The organism is Methanosarcina sp. A14 (assembly GCF_001729375.1).
Classification (GTDB): domain Archaea; phylum Halobacteriota; class Methanosarcinia; order Methanosarcinales; family Methanosarcinaceae; genus Methanosarcina; species Methanosarcina barkeri.
Window position 1 is genome coordinate 1 of record NZ_LZPK01000234.1, and the last position, 17911, is coordinate 17911.

Annotated in this window: 15 protein-coding genes and 2 CRISPR repeat arrays; all 15 genes read left to right on the forward strand. The window is 36.6% G+C overall.

The features are described from left to right. Positions 1-56: 56 nt before the first annotated feature. A CRISPR array of direct repeats spans positions 57-313; the repeat unit is 38 nt; unit sequence TATTCGTGAGCAAGATCCACTAAAACAAGGATTGAAAC. A gap of 151 nt (positions 314-464) precedes the next feature. The 15 genes from A9239_RS11370 (at position 465) to A9239_RS11440 (ending at position 17896) form a co-directional block, all read left to right on the forward strand. Next, entirely contained in the window at positions 465-848 is a 384-nt protein-coding gene (locus tag A9239_RS11370) for a hypothetical protein (RefSeq protein ID WP_048120507.1), read from the forward strand. A gap of 139 nt (positions 849-987) precedes the next feature. After that, on the forward strand, positions 988-1314 hold the full coding sequence (locus tag A9239_RS11375; protein ID WP_176722131.1) for a hypothetical protein: 327 nt from the start codon (positions 988-990) through the stop codon (positions 1312-1314). A gap of 200 nt (positions 1315-1514) precedes the next feature. Continuing rightward, entirely contained in the window at positions 1515-2081 is a 567-nt protein-coding gene (locus A9239_RS11380; protein ID WP_048154169.1) for a plasmid pRiA4b ORF-3 family protein, read from the forward strand. 387 nt (positions 2082-2468) lie between these two features. After that, positions 2469-2720, forward strand: coding sequence for a hypothetical protein (locus tag A9239_RS11385; RefSeq protein ID WP_048154166.1), 252 nt, complete (start codon positions 2469-2471; stop codon positions 2718-2720). A 763-nt stretch (positions 2721-3483) separates the two neighbouring features. Further along, positions 3484-4381: a CRISPR direct-repeat array (repeat unit 25 nt; unit sequence ACTCCACGAAAACAAGGATTGAAAC). Positions 4382-4672: 291 nt separating this feature from the next. Then, the gene (locus A9239_RS18380) at positions 4673-5731 is read left to right on the forward strand and encodes a reverse transcriptase domain-containing protein (protein WP_141706441.1); all 1059 of its coding nucleotides are present in this window, start codon (positions 4673-4675) and stop codon (positions 5729-5731) included. Positions 5732-5867: 136 nt separating this feature from the next. Further along, the gene (locus tag A9239_RS11395) at positions 5868-6542 is read left to right on the forward strand and encodes a CRISPR-associated endonuclease Cas6 (RefSeq protein ID WP_048154163.1); all 675 of its coding nucleotides are present in this window, start codon (positions 5868-5870) and stop codon (positions 6540-6542) included. 39 nt (positions 6543-6581) lie between these two features. Next, positions 6582-7766 carry a hypothetical protein gene (locus tag A9239_RS11400; RefSeq protein ID WP_048154160.1) on the forward strand — a complete coding sequence of 395 codons (1185 nt, stop codon included), beginning with the start codon at positions 6582-6584 and terminating at the stop codon, positions 7764-7766. A 16-nt stretch (positions 7767-7782) separates the two neighbouring features. Then, on the forward strand, positions 7783-9456 hold the full coding sequence (locus A9239_RS11405; protein WP_048154157.1) for a hypothetical protein: 1674 nt from the start codon (positions 7783-7785) through the stop codon (positions 9454-9456). After that, positions 9453-10142 (forward strand): RAMP superfamily CRISPR-associated protein, encoded by a 690-nt coding sequence (locus A9239_RS11410; RefSeq protein ID WP_048154153.1) that lies wholly within the window; start codon positions 9453-9455, stop codon positions 10140-10142. The genes A9239_RS11405 and A9239_RS11410 overlap by 4 nt, the downstream gene beginning before the upstream one ends. Next, on the forward strand, positions 10139-11701 hold the full coding sequence (locus A9239_RS11415) for a hypothetical protein (RefSeq protein WP_048154150.1): 1563 nt from the start codon (positions 10139-10141) through the stop codon (positions 11699-11701). Before A9239_RS11410 ends, A9239_RS11415 begins: the two co-directional genes overlap by 4 nt. Further along, positions 11694-13121, forward strand: coding sequence for an RAMP superfamily CRISPR-associated protein (locus A9239_RS11420; protein WP_048154147.1), 1428 nt, complete (start codon positions 11694-11696; stop codon positions 13119-13121). Before A9239_RS11415 ends, A9239_RS11420 begins: the two co-directional genes overlap by 8 nt. Then, entirely contained in the window at positions 13118-13684 is a 567-nt protein-coding gene (gene csx19 / locus A9239_RS11425; RefSeq protein ID WP_052712642.1) for a CRISPR-associated protein Csx19, read from the forward strand. Before A9239_RS11420 ends, csx19 begins: the two co-directional genes overlap by 4 nt. Beyond that, complete coding sequence (locus tag A9239_RS11430) at positions 13684-15672, forward strand: TIGR03986 family CRISPR-associated RAMP protein (protein ID WP_052712641.1); 1989 nt, start codon at positions 13684-13686, stop codon at positions 15670-15672. The genes csx19 and A9239_RS11430 overlap by 1 nt, the downstream gene beginning before the upstream one ends. Positions 15673-16226: 554 nt before the next feature. Next, positions 16227-16709, forward strand: a complete 483-nt coding sequence (locus tag A9239_RS11435; RefSeq protein ID WP_048154145.1) for a hydrolase — start codon at positions 16227-16229, stop codon at positions 16707-16709. 149 nt (positions 16710-16858) lie between these two features. Further along, the gene (locus A9239_RS11440) at positions 16859-17896 is read left to right on the forward strand and encodes a class I SAM-dependent methyltransferase (RefSeq protein ID WP_048154136.1); all 1038 of its coding nucleotides are present in this window, start codon (positions 16859-16861) and stop codon (positions 17894-17896) included. Positions 17897-17911 lie beyond the last annotated feature (15 nt).

The following is a 17911-nucleotide window of genomic DNA, read 5'->3' on the forward strand; positions in this document are numbered from 1 at the left end:
CTCTAAAACAAGTATTGAAACACAGATATCATTTTACGTGTGGAGACTTTCAAAATTATTCGTGAGCAAGATCCACTAAAACAAGGATTGAAACTTCTCGTCAAGAAAGAACTCCCATGACTTGAGGGATTCGTGAGCAAGATCCACTAAAACAAGGATTGAAACGGAACTATATGGACTACATTGTCACCGTCTAGATATATTCGTGAGCAAGATCCACTAAAACAAGGATTGAAACACAGGGCGTCCTCTTGGAAAGCTCATGATAGGTCACGTATTCGTGAGCAAGATCCATTAAAACAAGGATTGAAACATACAGCTTTTGGGCATACATTCTCAGAAAACTCGATTCGTGAGCAATGCTTTTTAAGTAAGTTGTGTATATACTATTCGCGAGCAAGATCCAATAAAAAAGAGAAAGATTGAAACTTTTATATTTTTGCGAAGTATATCAGGCGATGAAAATGCTAGATTTCCTTAAAAATTTATTTGGTAGTAAAAATAATAATAAAACCCAAATAAGTAAGCCAAAATATGTTAAGGCGTTTGGAGATAGAGTTATACACTGTAACATGGCTCGCATATTTACCGGAAAAGTAACAAGTGTAGGTAACTGGGGTAATGATTACGAGAGAAATTATAGGTATAATGTAATATCGGGTAAAGTTAAAATTAGAAAGTTAAAAGCTATAACATTACATAGGAGCTGGGGTGGCACAATTAAGTTTTTTATGTTTTATCCTGTTACTGGATATGCAGAAATAGAAGCCAACGGTACAAGAATTATGTTACACAAATATAATGGATACGGAAAAAAGATGATTTATAAGCAGAAATTAAGATTATGATTTTTACTTTTACTAAGTAAGACACTTTTATAGTAATAGTTATCAGTTTGTGAATATATCTATTTTCAATATAAAATTCGCGAGCAAGCTCCAATAATCGTTTTTAAAACCTGAATACATCAATTCTCCACCGGAAGAGATGCGCTTTAACTACATGATGAATATTTATACGAAGTGGTACCGCAGCTATTTTTACTTCTGCGCGAAGTACGCATGCCCAGACCTGCAGGCAATATCTACATCTTTTGAAACAAAGTTTGCACGCATGGAATATGCAGGAAATAGGCTTTTCAACATTTCATACATGAGACATACGGAAACGTGGTTTGAAATTTTTAGAGACTTATCTATAGACGAATGTTTAGAAACGATCCAGAATTTTATCACTTCCTGCCATAAAAACATCATAAAAGAAATTCATATACATGCTATCGGTTTTATCCGTTTTATGGAAATCGTTGAATAGTATCAAATGGTACCAAATAATTTGTGATGTTGCTGGGTATTGTTAGATATCATTGAATATTATAGGATACTATTGAATAGTATCTAAGATTAGCAAAAATTAATGAATATTGCCAGAAATTAATTAATATTAGCAGAAGCGAACGAACGTTAGCAGAAATTAGTTGATGTTAGCGGTCGTTTATTCTGGGGAATAACTGTATGAAAGACACGTTTAAAAAGATATACCAATTAAAACTTTCAATAAAAGGTATTAGTCCTAAAATCTGGCGGCGAATCCAGGTTCCGGAAAATTATACTTTTCTGGACCTTCATAAGACTATCCAGACTGTAATGAACTGGAAAGATTACCATTTGCATGAATTCGAGGTGCAAAACCCAAAAACCGGTGAACTTGAAAAAATAGGGGAAACAGATGACGGTTGTGAAACTTTCTGTGAGCCCCTTGTACCGGAAAATAAAGCTAAGCTTTCCAAATACTTCACTCCGGAAAATAAGGTTGCTCTGTACACCTACGATTTCGAGGACAACTGGGAGATAAAAGTCCGGCTTGAGGAAATCCTTCCGAAAAGAAAAGGAGCGAAATATCCAGTCTGCACTGCAGGAAAAAGAGCAGCAGCCCCTGAAGATATAGGAGGAACAGGAGGCTATGAAGAGATGCTCGATATCTTGGAAGACCCTGAACATGAGGAATACGAACATACAGTGGCGTGGCTGGGGAAAAATTTTGATCCAGAGTACTTTAAACCAAAAGATATTGCTTTCTGAGCTGGAAAAGTTGGGAAGTGGTAAAAGTATCCCGAAATACCGCAAAAATTCAGATTTAAACTTTTTTTCTCTTTAATTTTTTAATTTTTGACATCTGTCAAAACATAATCAAGAAATAGAGGCAAAGAAAAAAGGATTGAAACATAGTTTCGGGTTTCATTGCCTATCTAAAAACTAATAAATCCATAAGCAAATTCAGACATTAAACCTTAATCGAAAACGGTAATATGAAAGAAGATAGGGCAATAATATCTTAATCTGGCTTGTGACTATATAACAAAATATCTGTAAGCCGGAAAATGCCTAAAGCAGGGATTAAGAGCCGATATTATTATTTAGATAACAAGACATATTCACAGCAAAGAACTACTCGAAAAGGTGAGCACAATGTCAGATCCTGATAAATTCGATGTAGAAGCAAAAAATATCTATGAAGCCCATAAGGAAGAATGGGAAAAACGATACAGTGGAAAAATAATAGCCATAGATGTTGATGCTAATGACCTTGTGTCGGTAGGTGATCACCTTAAAGATGTTAGTTTAAGAGCAAGAAAAGAGCGTCCAGGCCACCGTTTATTTGTGCGTAGAGTAGGTAATAATCCTTCAGTTTCCCGACTCAGGAATAGAAACTATGCATGAAAAAACTACAGAACCTTAAAGACCTGTAGAGTAAAAAATAAGAATCTGTGAGACCTTATCTGCCGAAAATCCTTTTTTGAGCAGCTTTTCAGTCTTATCAACGAAAATAAACCGGTTGCTCTTCTTATGTATATAAGTCCCGTATTCATCAACAATTAACCGAATCTTGAATTACCTCCTATGTATTTGAGTAACTTCCATATTCTTTTAATCCTATGGATCTACAAATATTATTTCGCGAAGAGTTCGGATAAAAACCGAATTCTGGAAATTGTACTTCCGTTTTCCTGAAGAATCACGCTTTTACTCAATTTGAGTTTTTAGTTTTCAAAAAAGCAATATCAATAAGTAACATTTAAAATAACTAGCTTGAAGTATTTTAAAAGAACACCTTCTTTTTTCTTTTGACCAAAGATATGAAATTCACAATTGTGTGAGACTGTCATCATTTAACTAAAAGTTAAAATGTATCTTTCATATTCAACTTCGTAAATTATTTTTTAAAAGTGATTACATATGTACATTATCAAATAAATAATTTTGATATCCTATAAGCGAAAATGCAAAAATTTAAATGGTACCCGTCCTTATATACCCTTTAGCTATTTGTCGACGACCAAATTTAGTTAACCAAAACAAAAACAAGTATATTTCAAATATTAGACAGTTCAAACAAAAAAGAAGTTTCTTGATGTTTGTTTTTAGGTTCTAAATTTCCAGAGAATTTGTTGAAAATCAGGAAAACGGTCCTGTCGAGAAGTAGAAGCCACCAAAACAAGGATTGAAACCAGATTTAGCAACGACCATATTTTGTTCTCAATCGCGTCGAGAAGTAGAAGCCACCAAAACAAGGATTGAAACGCCAGATTCTTGTAAGCATCTGAAAGATTATTAAAAGTCGAGAAGTAGACTCCACGAAAACAAGGATTGAAACTTTGAGGAGATATATCTACCAGAGCCCATGTCTCTGGTCGAGAAGTAAACTCCACGTAAACAAGGATTGAAACACTTATTTCTTTTCCTTTTCCGTCATATATTTTTATGTCGAGAAGTAAACTCCACGAAAACAAGGATTGAAACATTAGAGTTGCCTCCTTCAATCTTTGGTCAGATTTAGGGTCGAGAAGTAGACTCCACGAAAACAAGGATTGAAACTATTCTTTGCTTTCTTGAACCGAAGACTGTATTCCAGTCGAGAAGTAAACTCCACGAAAACAAGGATTGAAACAATTTCAGACTTTGTCGGTTGGTTTTCGAGTTTCTGTCGAGAAGTAAACTCCACGAAAACAAGGATTGAAACCTTTTCTCTTCCCAAACTTGTCTGCTATTTTTTAGGTCGAGAAGTAGACTCCACGAAAACAAGGATTGAAACTAGTTTTCATCAAATTTCTCCTCTTTATTTCTAAGCGTCGAGAAGTAGACTCCACGAAAACAAGGATTGAAACTATTATATCTCTAATACAATCATTCATATTTTCTATATCGAGAAGTAGACTCCATGAAAACAAGGATTGAAACCCGTACTCTGATACCATATTAAGTCATCCCTGAAATGTCGAGAAGTAGACTCCACGAAAACAAGGATTGAAACTCTTTTCCAAAGAAAAGATCATTTACCCGTCTAGTGTCAATAAGTAGACTCCACAAAAAAGGATTGAACCTTTCTCTATGGATATCTGTCTCTGTTTTTATTGAAAAACAGTTCCAAGAAAACACGTATCAAGACCTCTAATTCGGAAAAAAGCCGAATTCTTCGCAGCTAAATATATCAAGCTCCGTAGATGATTGAAAATTAAGAATCATTTACGGAGGTATCTGAGATTCAGAAGCAAAAACTGGCCGAAATTCAATTAAAACTGTATAATAAAGCGAAAAGGAATCCTGAAAAGCGGTTTAAAAAACTTAAAAAGCTAATTTTGAAAGACGAAGTTCTTTACACCGCTTGGAAGAATTTGAACAGAAATACAAAAGGAACTGGTTTTGATTCTCTGACTATCCAGCAGGTAGAGGCTTCAGGGGTTGAAAACTTCATCCGCTCGATAAAGAAAGAACTTAAAAGTGAAAAGTACGCTGCTGGCGAAGTGAAAAGAGTCGAAATTCCAAAAAAGAACGGTGAGACAAGGCAGCTTGGAATTCTTACCTTAAAAGACCGGCTTGTCCAGGGAGCTGTAAAACTCATTCTTGAGCCGATTTTTGAAGCTGATTTTGAAAACTGCTCCTACGGCTACTGTGCTTACAGGTCTGCAAAACTCGCCAGCCTTGAAGTTTACAAATGGCTTGAAACCGGGAGCATCCATTACCTGAAGGGAGATATTGAGAACTGTTTTGACAGCGTCCCGCATGATAAGCTCATGACAGTCCTTAAAACAAGAATTGAAGATGAGCTAATACTTTCTCTGATCGAGGACTGGCTTAAAAAAGGTTCAGTTGAAAGCAGTTCCGGAAAATATTCAGGGAAAGGGCTGCTTCAGGGTGGAATAATTTCACCTCTTCTTTTAAACTTTTATCTTGACCAGTTTGATAACCAGTGGGCTGAAATCGGGCTGAAGAACGTTGAAGGGGATTCGGTTGAGCACCTTGTTCGTTTTGCAGATGACTTTGTGATCCTTTCAAAGGAATGGATCAATTCTGACAGAGTTGAGGCTGTTCTGGATGTAGTGGGCCTTGAATTTAACAAAGAAAAAACCTATGTTGGGAATGCAGTGAACGGGTTTGAGTTCGGGGGCTTCTATTTTCAAGAGATTATCGATGAGAATGGATTGGAGAGAAATATAAAAATCATACCTACTGAAGGGTCTATTGAGAAGGTAATTGAGATCATTGAGAGCATAGTAAGCGCAGAAAAATCAAACTTTGATGATAAAAATAAAAATCGGGCTTATAATAGTATTATTAAGAATATTTCTAAAGTTTTAGACCCGTGGGTAAACTATTACAAACATACGGATTACGCGGCTGGGCTTGAAAGAATTGAGCAAAGTGTTAACAAAAGGACAAAAGAGTTTACTTAAATATAAACAAAGTTTTATTTTTGTAAAAAAGTTTATCCGTAAAATATCAAAATTTATTTATGTTACAAGTAATTTAGGGTAAAATAAATACAAATTAAATTAAAATGATACTTATTAAAAATTCGTTGTATTTCCCATGACTCCAGAAAATATTAAGCTCAAAACTCTTGAAATGACCTTTGAAGGCTCAGAAGAGTTCAAAGGGAACGCAAATCAGATACGTGGTTTCTTTGCGTCAAAATTCAATGAATACGATCAGCTCCACAACCATAACACTGACAGATATTATTACCGTTACCCTCTTGTGCAGTACAAAGTTCTTGATAGAATGCCTTTAGTGGTTGGTATAAATGAAGGAGCAGAAATTTTAAAAGGTTTATTTGATAAATTTGATACGGTTACTCTTCCTCATGAGGACTTTGAAATCACTGAAAGGTCTCTGAGGCTTAAAAAGCAGGATTTTGGCCTTACAAAAAACCTCTACTTTTACGAATTTCTCACTCCCTGGCTTGCCCTTAATAAAGAAAATGAAGAAAAGTTCTTTGAGACCAGAAACCCTGAAGAAAAAAAGGAAATCCTCAGGAAAACGCTTGTAGGAAATTTGCTCTCCATGTCAAAAGCTTTTGGATATACGGTTCCTGATACCATAAAATGCGATGTTGATGTGGAAGTCAGACGTTCAAAGTACAAAAATATGGATTTTACTTCTTTTACAGGTGGTTTTATAGTTAATTTTTTGATTCCGGATTTTATGGGAGTGGGAAAGGGGGTTGCTAAGGGGTTTGGGACTGTGAGGAAAATACAATTCTGACTATTTTAATACATAGCTTTGAAAAGGAGGATTCAAACTTTGGATATAATAAGTGCAAAAAGAAATGAGTCTGACAAATTTGCTGATTATAGAAGTGACTACCTGTTTCTATTGATCGGTACAAATCCTTTACCAAATTATGTTGTTTATCACTTACTTGCAAAGCCATCTTCCCATATTATCTTAATTCACACTTCTAAAACAGACCAAATCGCAAATAATCTTATCACAATACTTAACATTCCTTCAGAAAGGTGGACTAAAATTCCTGTAGATGAATCAAACTCCAGAAATATATACACAAAAATAATTGAATACTCAAAAGGGAAACAAAAACTTGGGCTAAACTACACTGGTGGAACAAAGGCTATGGCAGTAAATGCATATAAGGCCGTTTTAGATGCAGATAAAGATTCTGTTTTTAGTTATCTTGATGCTCGTAGCTTGGAATTAGTAATAGATAAAAGAGATTCTTCGTCAAAAAGAATACCTGTAAGTCTATCTGTCAAACCATCAATTGAAGAACTCTTTTCTTTGCATGGGTACAGAATAGATAATAAAAGAGAAGTGTTTATGCCTGAGATTTGTGAAGTTTTGGCAAATGATCTATTTGTAGAATTTAGGAAATGGTGTGACGATAAATTAAGGTCCAAAGACTTGGGTAAAATACTGAACAAACGCGAACTGAAAAATGTAATTTTGCCTGTTGATCCGCCATTTGAAAATTTGGCTAATTTTTGGAAAGATTGCAGCACATTAGAGGAGCTAGCAAAAAAATGGAAAAAAGATGTTGAGAATTTGGCTAAATGGTTTGATGGTAATTGGTTGGAAGACTATGCACTATTAGCGTTTCAAGAAGTAGCTGAGGAATGTAAAATCCATGATCATATTTTAGGAGCCAAATTCAACGATGATAAATTTGAGTTAGATGTGGCTATTTTAAGAGGGTATGAATTATTCGTAGTTTCTTGTACAACTGCAAGCAAAAAACATATTGTAAAGGAAAAGTTATTTGAAGCCTATGTCCGCGGTCAGCAGCTAGGTGGGGATGAAGCAAAAATAGGAGTGGTATGTTTTGCCTCAGAAACAAACCCCAAAGCAAGTCCTGAAAGAATTAGAAAAGATATTGAGGAAGAGTGGCATTTAGAAAACAAGTTTAGGGTGTTTGGTGCTGAACAGATTCCAAATCTTTCGATGTATCTAAAAGAATGGTTGACATCTTAACACAAGAAGGTTTTTTATGGCAGAATTTACAGTCACGGTTATAGATACAGTTGGAATTCAGGACTATATTTTTGGAAGCAATAACCTGAAACAGAACATCGGAGCCTCTGGGCTAGTTAATTTTGTAACTCATGAGATGGTCTACGAGGAATTGAAAAAGATTGGGAAGACAAATATAGAAAAAACTAATCTGGATTTAAATTTTAGAACATTAAACAGTAAAACGATTGAGAAAGATAATTTGGATTCAGAGCTTGTTTATTCTGGGGGAGGAAACACCGTTATTTTATTCAAGAATCTGGATATTGCTAAAAAATTTACACGAGAATATACTAAAAAAGTTCTTTTAAAAGCACCAGGCTTACAGTTAATTATCGCTCATAACAACTTCATATGGGATAAAGATAGCCTAGATACCCTTGAAAAAAAAGTAAGGGACACTCTCCATAAAAAAATAACACAAAAAAAATACAATCATATTTACTCATCCCCTCTTCTTGGAATTGGGGTGAATGCTTCTTGTCAGTATACAGGTCTTCCAGCTTCAGAGACTAGAAAAGATGATGGAAAAGAAATTAGGGTTTCGAGAGAGATATCTACAAAATTGGATTTTTTTCGTTCATCTAATGACAGACTTCGCAACAAATTTCTAAATAAGGATGAAAAAGCTCTTGGTATAGATTTTGTATATGATTTCAATGAAATCGGTTCCAAAAATGAATCTAGTTACATTGCTGTTGTTCATATCGATGGAAATGGAATGGGAAAAAGAATTTCCGAATATTCAAAAAGACATGGGAAAGACAACCGTGAATACATAAATTCCATTCGTGCTCTTTCGGATTCAATTGAAGAAACAAGTAGTAAGGCAATCAGAACTGCCATAATTAGGTTGCTTGAATCTCAAAAAGATGAAGATGGAAAATGCAAAATCGGAGGAGTAGTAGAGTTTCAAAATAAATTACCTTTTCGACCAATTGTTTTTGGTGGCGATGATATAACTTTTGTTTGCGATGGTCGATTGGGATTAACTCTTTCTGAATTACTGTTACGCCAATTGACATCAGATGACAAAAAGTTGAGCGATGGATATCCGATCTCCGCTAGAGCTGGGATAGCTATTGTAAAAACCCATTATCCATTTTATCAGGCTTTAAAATTGGCAAACAACTTAGCAGAGTCGGCAAAATTACGTATAAATGATATAGAAAAAGCCTTCCCCTCTGAAGAAGGAAAAACTTCTGCCCTGGATTGGCACTTTGCTTCTGGTGGAGTAATTGAAAGTATTGAGAACATTAGAAAGCGGGAATATAAGATCAAATGGAAAGAAGGCTCATCAGAAATATGTGGCAATTTAACCATGCGTCCATTACGTCTAGGGGAATCTGTTGGAATAGACTGGCGCTCCTGGAACACTTTTGAAGAAATCATTTCAAAATTCAAGGGTGAAGAATGGGAGGGTAAACATAACAAAATCATGCGCCTTAGAGAGACTTTACGTAATGGACCCCACGAAGTTGAAAAATTCATAAAAATATATAATGATTCGCTTCCAAAAGAACAACCACTCCCTAAAATAAAAAACAACGAAGGCTCTGACAAAACGGGCTGGGTTGATAATACTTGTACTTGCTTTGATGCAATTGAAGCTCTCGATTTTTTTGTTTGGCTTGAAGGGGGCAGAAAATGAAGACATTCTGGTTAAAGTTTACTACAAAAAGTGACTCGACTTTTGGAAGGGGAGACGGTTTAGCGGGTCTGGTAGATATAGAAGTGATGCATGACAAATACGGATTACCTTTTTTGAATGGAAGAACTCTGAAAGGCTTACTTGAAGAAGAATGTGCAAATATCCTTTTTTCCTTAAATGAGCAAAATTATGACTTGGAATTCCAAGAAGAATTCTATAGATCTTCAAAGCATCTTTTTGGAAGTCCAGGAAGTAGCGATTCAGATAAAGCTATACTTCACATAAGTAATGCCACTTTGCCAGTGGATTTGAGAAAATCTGTTGCATACGAACTCGAAAAATCTCGCAGCTCAATGAGATTAAGTAGTGAAGATATACTGAATTCTCTAACTTCTATTCGTCGTCAGACTTCGATTGATGAAAAATCAGGAGCACCTGAAAAGGGATCTCTACGTTCAATGAGGGTAGTGCTTAGGGAAACATCATTTGAGGCGAAATTATCGTTTACAAAAGATCCATCTGGTTTGGATCTGCCTTTGTTAGCAGCTTGCATAAAAGCTTTCAGGAGAGCTGGTACGGGTCGTAATCGTGGGAGGGGTAAACTTGTTGCTGTTCTTTGTGATGAAAACGGAATAAACGTTACTGAAAATTATTTTACTATATTTTGTGAAAAGGTGATGCCGTGAAAGCATTGACTTTCAATATACATTTATTAGAACCCTTATTGGTAAATGATATAAGTGGAGGGGATCCAAACAGTGCGATTGGATTTGAATTTATTCCTGGCAGTGTAATTAGAGGGGCATTGATAGGCAAGTATCTCCAAGGAAAAACGAAGTACTCAATCGATGCGGAAGACACTGAATTTAGAGAGCTTTTTTTTGATGGAGCTGTAAGCTTCTTAAATGCTTATCCTTCAAATAAAGATTATAGCCGATCTTTACCTACTCCTCTTTCATGGCATGTAGAAAAAGGCGATCCTGATAACATAATATATGACTTTGCCACAGAGGATTATTCTGACAACGTAGAGTATGATCCTGAAAAAAATTGGAAAAAAGTTTCTGAACCTTTTTGTCATTTGTTCGAAATCGATGAGGAAGAAGGAATTATTTTATATCAACCTTCTAATCAAGTCCAAATACATATCTTTCGTGCGAATAGACAAAGAGAGACTGCTGGAGAAAGTACAATTTTTCGTTATCAAGCATTGGAAGCTGATCAAGATTTCTCCAGTGTTATATTAGCTGAGAATGAATTATGTTTTGAAAAGATTAAAAATTTATTAACAGAAGAAGTAGTCTTTAATTTTGGGAAATCACATCTTGCAGGCTATGGACATGTAAAGATCAATAACATAAACAGTTTTGAGAATTGGGAAGAATACTCTCCTGTTGGCAACGAAGGAAACAATACAGTAGTAATTACTCTTTTAAGTGATACTCTTATCCGTGACAAGAATACTGGAGCTTATAGCACAAGCCTCAATTCCATTTTAGGCACAGACTCTAAGTCCCTTAAAAAAACCTTTGTAAGCACGCGGGTAAGAGGAGGTTTCAATAATACTTGGAATCTTCCCCTTCCTCAGGTTTTAGCCATTCGAGCGGGCAGTGTATTTGTTTACGAAAAAAGGTCAGAATTACTTGATCGATTAGAAACACTTAAGGTTATTGGTATTGGAGAAAAAAGAGAAGAAGGGTATGGACGAATTGCTGTCAATTGGCACCAAGTAAATGGAATTAAAGCAGAAAAAGGGGAGTTAAAAGAATCTACTTTACCTTACGAAATGAAAGATCCGGATAGCTTGTGCTTGGCTAAAAGAATTGTTAGCAGGATGACTAAAGAAAAGCTGGATCGAGATTTAATCAAGGCAGTTAACAAATTAGAAATAACAAAAGAATCCATCCCAAAGAAATCTCAGTTGTCCCGCATGCGCGTGATAGTTCGTCGATCTTTAAGTGAGGATGATTTGTCCATAGTTACAGGTCACCTGGATAAAATGAAAAAAACTGCAAGTGATCAGTTTCAAAATGCCCAGATTGAAAGAAAATCACTGGAACAGTGGATTAAGGAATTTACAGCAAATCCACAAAGTGTTTGGGATGCACTTCAAGTTAATAAAAATAACTTACCCTCATTAGGAAATATAAAACCAGAGTTAAATGATAATCTAGCTCGTGAATACACTGCTCGTCTAATTGATGCAGTTCTTCACAAAGCATCCAAGGAGGTAAACAATGGATAATTCTCATTGGTTGAAAAGTCGAGAGATTGTAGACAGAATAATTATCCGTGGAAGCCTTATCTTGGAAACACCAACATATTTTGGCGCAGGTGACCACGATGAACTGGTGGATATCCCATTAGCAGTGGATCCATTAGAAGGTAAGACTCTTTTGACTGGCGCGTCTTTAGCCGGTGCTTTACGAAGTTATTTGAGGGAATATGAACATGGTTACGGACAACAAGGTGACAAAAAATCACTATATATGAACCTATTCGGTAATCAGGAAGACGATGAAGGTGAACAAAGTCTACTTATTGTTAATGATTCATTGGGTGAAAAACCAAAAGTAGAATTGAGAGACGGAGTAAAAATAGATAATAAGACTCGAACAGCAAAAGATAAACACAAATTTGATTTTGAACTGATTGAAGCCGGTACTTGTTTCCTTATCGAAATGGAACTATTGCTCCCGAAAGAAGATACAAGAAAAGAAAAACTACTTCTTGGTCTGGCTATTGCTTTAAAAGGATTGGAAAAGGGAGAAATATCTTTAGGTTTTCGTAAGAGAAGAGGGTTTGGTAGCTGTAAGATAAAAGAATGGAATGTCTGCCGCTACAACTTAACAACTCCTAAAGGGCTAATTAATTGGCTGAATGAGGATCTGAAGGAGGAAAAGCGTGGTCAGAACATTTTAACTTTACTAGGCATTAATGAAAGTAACCTAATTGATAAAAGATACCTTTTCACAATGAATGCCACTTTTTCTCTTGATGGTTCCATGATCATTAGGTCAGGGTATGATAAAACCGATGCTCCGGATATAGTTCATCTTCATTCAAACCGAAACGGAGAGTCAATTCCTGTTTTAAGTGGTACCAGCTTGGCGGGTTCATTAAGAGCAAGAGCATTTCGTATTACAAAAACTATTGGGAGCGAAGAAAAAGCCAGCGAAATGATAAACAGATTATTTGGTCCAGAAATCAAATCTCCTGCAGATAAAGCTTCTGCAAGTCAGCTAATAACAACTGAGAACGAAATCACAAATCCTCTGAATCTTGTACAACAACGTATTAAGATTGACCGTTTCACCGGTAGCTCTCTCCCTACAGCACTTTTTGATGAACAACCTATTTTTGAGCAGAAGGGAACAAACGTTAAATTTAAAGTACAGATCCAAAAACCAGAAAATGCTCAAATAGGACTCTTACTACTCTTGCTGAAAGATTTATGGACTGGCGATTTACCATTAGGTGGTGAAGCAAGTGTGGGAAGAGGACGTCTGCGTGGACTGAATGCAAAACTAACATATAAAGAAAGTTTTAACATACAACATGTATGGGAAATCAATAAAAAAAATAATGGAAAGATAGAAATTGTAGGTGACAGGGATAGGCTTGAAAATTATGTAAGTGATTTTATTGGAGGTATTGCAGCATGAAACCAAAGATCTTGAATCTAAAGTATAAAATCCTCCCGCTAAGTGTTCCTGCTGATTTTGGAGGCAATATAACGGCATGGTTTGAGGAACAGGCTAAAGCTTATGATCTCAAGTGGTTATTAGTTCATGCTGACGATGGAGTAATATGGGGTGAATTGAGAGATGATAAGATTCACTTGTCATCTAAATTATTTGGACCTGCACTGAGAGCAAAAACCCTTCAGATGGCAAGGGTATTTGGAACTACTGGTGAATTATTCATTTGGAAAACTGATTATTGTAGCTGGCAAGCCCGCTTGGTGATTGATAATCAAGGACAAGAGATAGAATATTTTGATGAGACTATGCTTTTATGGGGTACCAGATTAGAGAATAGCAATGATGGTTTTTTTCTGTGGGAACATGGATCTGGAGGATTACGGCATTCTCCCCCAGTTGATATAAAAGAGGACTTGAAGCTTAAGATACGTCATTATATAAATTACGATGACGATGGTCAGGCCTATATACAATTCAGTCGACTGGTAGGTATTAGAGCGGATACTATAAAAGGGGTGGTTTAATGTTACCAAAACATTCAAATCCTACAAAAAAACGCTTTGACAGAAATGCTAAAAAATCTTTTTGGGCATATGCTCCTTACAATTTTATACCTTTACCAGATAAATTGGTGACAGTTACTGAATTACCAGATCAAGATTCATACACAAATAATACTGGTTACATAAAATGTACCATGAAAACTGAGTCTCCCTTGTATGTCCGCTGTCCTATGACCCCTTCTTTTTTTAGTAAATACGGAGATAAAAAATTTTATGAATTAGATCATGATCAGAAAAATGAATGTGCCCATTTCTTTTACCGTGAGCAGAAAAATTGTCCAGTAATTCCCGGTAGTAGCTTACGCGGAATGATTAGATCGTTGGTAGAGATTGTAGGATATGGAAAAATGCAGTGGGTAACAGATGATACAAAGATGACATACAGGGCTGTTGCATCTTCACAAAATGACCCGCTAAGTGAACCTTATAAAAATATACTGGGGAAATCCGGTAATAAAGTAAATGCAGGATATCTGATAAAACATAGCAACGAGTGGTGGGTAAAGCCCGCTAAAAGACCTTTAGAACTTGGATTTCCAGATAAAACTGCATATTTGAAAATTAAAGAAAAAAATATTCCCGAAAATGCTATTAATGGTTTTAAAAAACTTAATGATGATGAATATAAACCTCAGTACCATGAAATCAGCTTTAATGCAGATATATTAGAAAGTAAAAAAGGGAATAAATATACTTATATTAAGGATTTAGGTTCTCCCGGAAATGGAAAGTACAAAGGTTTCCTTGTATGCTCCGGAAATATGTTAGAAACAAATAACGAGATACAATCTAATCGAAATAGTCATGTTATTATTTTGGAGAAGAATGAAGAAGCAGAAGAACTAAAAATTAATGAACAAGCAATAAAAAATTATGTTTCCGGGCTGACACCTTTTCAAAAAGAACCACCTTTTAATGACATCCAAGGTTGTTTAATCGAAGGGCTTCCAATATTTTATGTTGAAAGAGGTGGAGAAGTTTTCTTCTTTGGTCATTGCCCAAATTTTAGAGTTCCCGCTATATTCCCTCAAAAAACAAATATCAACAGTCCGATTGGCTTCGTACCGGAATACCTCAGATCAGAAAATGCGATAGACATTGCTGAAGCTATTTTTGGATATATACATGGAAAAACAGATTCCAGAGCAGGCAGGGTATTTTTTACGGATGCAAGAGTTGAATATGCAGATGAAGGTATTTGGTTTGATGAAGAGACCGTTACTCCAAAAATCCTTGCATCCCCCAAGCCTACGACATTTCAGCATTATCTAGTTCAGGATATGCATAAATTCCATGATCCTGATCAAAAGGTAAATTTAGCTCACTATGCAACTCCTTCACCAGACGATACTGTGATTCGTGGCTATAAGATGTATTGGCATAAAGGCGAAGTAAAATTAGAAGATATAAAAGAATTAGACAGAAATATTGAAAAGTCGCCTACACAGTATACGAGAATTAAACCGATAAAATCAGGAGTTATTTTTTCATTCCGCATCTATTTTGAAAACTTAAGAGACTTTGAATTGGGTACATTACTGTGGGCTTTGACACTTCCTGGAGAAAAAGGAAAAGAATATCGTCATTCACTAGGAATGGGAAAACCCTTTGGGATGGGTGCAATTAAGATAGAACCTAAACTTTATGAATCTAAAAGGGATGAGAGATATCGCAAGTTGTTTGATGGGGATTCATGGCATGAAGCTGTACATAAAGTACCCGAAAAATCGAAAAAGGAGTTAATTCAAACTTTTGAGAAGTACATATTGGATCAGATCGGTGAAGAAGAAAGTCAGCTTAACAAAGTTGATAGGATAAAAATGCTTCTTCAGATGATGGAATGGAATGGACCTAACACTGATTTAACCAGGTATCTTCAGATCAATCCTATTAATGAATACAAAGAACGCCCAGTGTTACCTGATCCATTTAATATCAGCCCACCTTAAAAGACGCGAATTAAATCCAAAAATTTTGTCATAGCTTGATATTCTAATACATCGTTCCTTTCAGGATTGGAAATTAGATTTTTAGTAAGTGGTTACCTTATGTAACCCTTGAGTTTTAGATTTTAACCTTAATTTGACAGATTTTACTAATCAATACAGTATTTTCTTACACAAAACACGTTGTATCGACACATTACATTTTGGAAAACTGAAAAATGTCAAAAAATCATAAGATGCGGGATAAAACTTTGAGTAGTATGAAGAAAACAGAAGCATGAAGCCCGTTCAGACATTATACAATATACGCTTCTGTCAAATTTGGGTTTTAATATTTTACCACTAACAAAAGTTTATAGCTACAGATGGTTCAAGGCTGGAAGTGACTGTCACTGTAGAGAGACGTATAGCCGACTATGAGATCAGCTATAAAGCATTGACATATAAAACATTGACATAAAAATATATTTTTTATTGGGAAGTAACTTTTACAAAAAAGATTAAAATCAGAACCCTGAAATAATACATAAAGTCATTACTTAACAGGGTGAAAAATTATGACCACCAACCTCGAAACTCCTGAATGTTGTCCTCGATTTGACCCCACTCCCTGGGACGGAAAATTGTTTGAATGGAACAATAAAAGGTTCATCAAGGACTCGGTTACCACGCAGTTTTACATGCCTCTGAATTTTGGAGAGGTAATCACGCGGATGAACGAGAAAGTCGCCAGAGCAGGCGCAGAAATGCCGGACTGGCTCTGTTTGTCAGACCACACCTCAGAAAGCAACATGGATATTTATCTGGCTGTTGATAAAGAAGTAGACGGTGCCGAAAACGTAACCCTGGGCGGGAAATTTTTGAGCAAAGTCTATGAGGGAGACTTTAAAAAAACAGGAGAATGGTGCCAGGACTTTGAAGCCTACGCAAAAAGCCAGGGCCTGGAAATCAAGAAATGGTACATGTGGTATACTACCTGTCCGGCCTGTGCCGAAAAATACGGAAAAAACTACGTCGTGATAATTTCCGAAGTTGAATAAAAGTAAAGTGATAATACCTGCATTTTTAGCCAGTATTCTCCTGACAGAACGCGGATAAAGCGAGCGTTTGCGTAGCGAGCAGAAGCTCTACAATCTTCTTTTTTCAGTCGTCTTTAAATCTCATAAACTATCTACTACTCCTGATCGACGTGGCACGGAGAAAACAATTTGAGAAGCCCCTGCATGGGGATAAGGAAAGCCTGCGCTTTGCGACCCCTGAGCCCATTGCCCGCTACAGGGCGCAGCGTTTGAGATGTAAAGTTCTGGCTGACATAAGCTGCGGGATAGGAGGGCAAACCGTCTTTTTTGCCCAGCAGTGCGAGTTCGTGTATGCAGTGGAAATCGACCCCAAAAAAATCGAGTATGCAAAACAGAACTGCGCAATGTACGGGCTTGACAACGTGAAATTCATTTGCGGGGACGCCCTTGACCCAAAAGTCATAGAGCAGATCCCGGCCGTTGACGTAATCTTTTCTGACCCCTTCCGCCCGGCCGAAGAAAGCGAAAGGCATGTCTCAAGCCTTGAGCCTGGCATTCCGAATGTACTGGCTGCTTACGGCGAAAAAACCCGAAATTTTGCTTTTGAAGCTCCGCCCCAGATGCCGCCTGAAAGGATTCCTTTTGACTGCGAAAAAGAATACATCTCGCTGGACGGGCAGCTCAACCGCCTAACCCTTTACTTAGGCGGGCTGAAGCAGTATGACCGCATGGCTGTAGCTCTGCCTGCAGGCGAAGGGCTGGTTTCAAAATATGGGCTCCCGCAGGTAAAGGAAACTGACAAAATGAAACTTAACGCCTACGAGCCTGAACCATCGGTAGTTGCAGCCGGACTGCTGCCTGAGCTTGTGGAATCCATGGTGCAGATGGCAGGGCCTCTTATGGGAGGTTTTGAGCTTTTCAGAGTCGACAAAAAAAGGCTTTTATTGACCTCGGATGCCCTGATAAAACAGTCCATGATCAAAAATCATTACCTAGTACTGAAGGTCTGCCCCTTTGAACCAAAAGAGATCAATAAATTCCTTAAAGGCAAGAATATCGGGAGTGTTGTACTCAGGGCAGGAGTAAAGCCCGAAAAATACTGGGAAGTGCGGAATGAGGTTGAAAAAGGCCTTGAAGGGAATAAAACCGTGCATCTCTTTGTAAAAGACGGGACTGCAATTCTTTGTGAAGTTATCTTTAATGATTGAAAAACAATTGAAAAA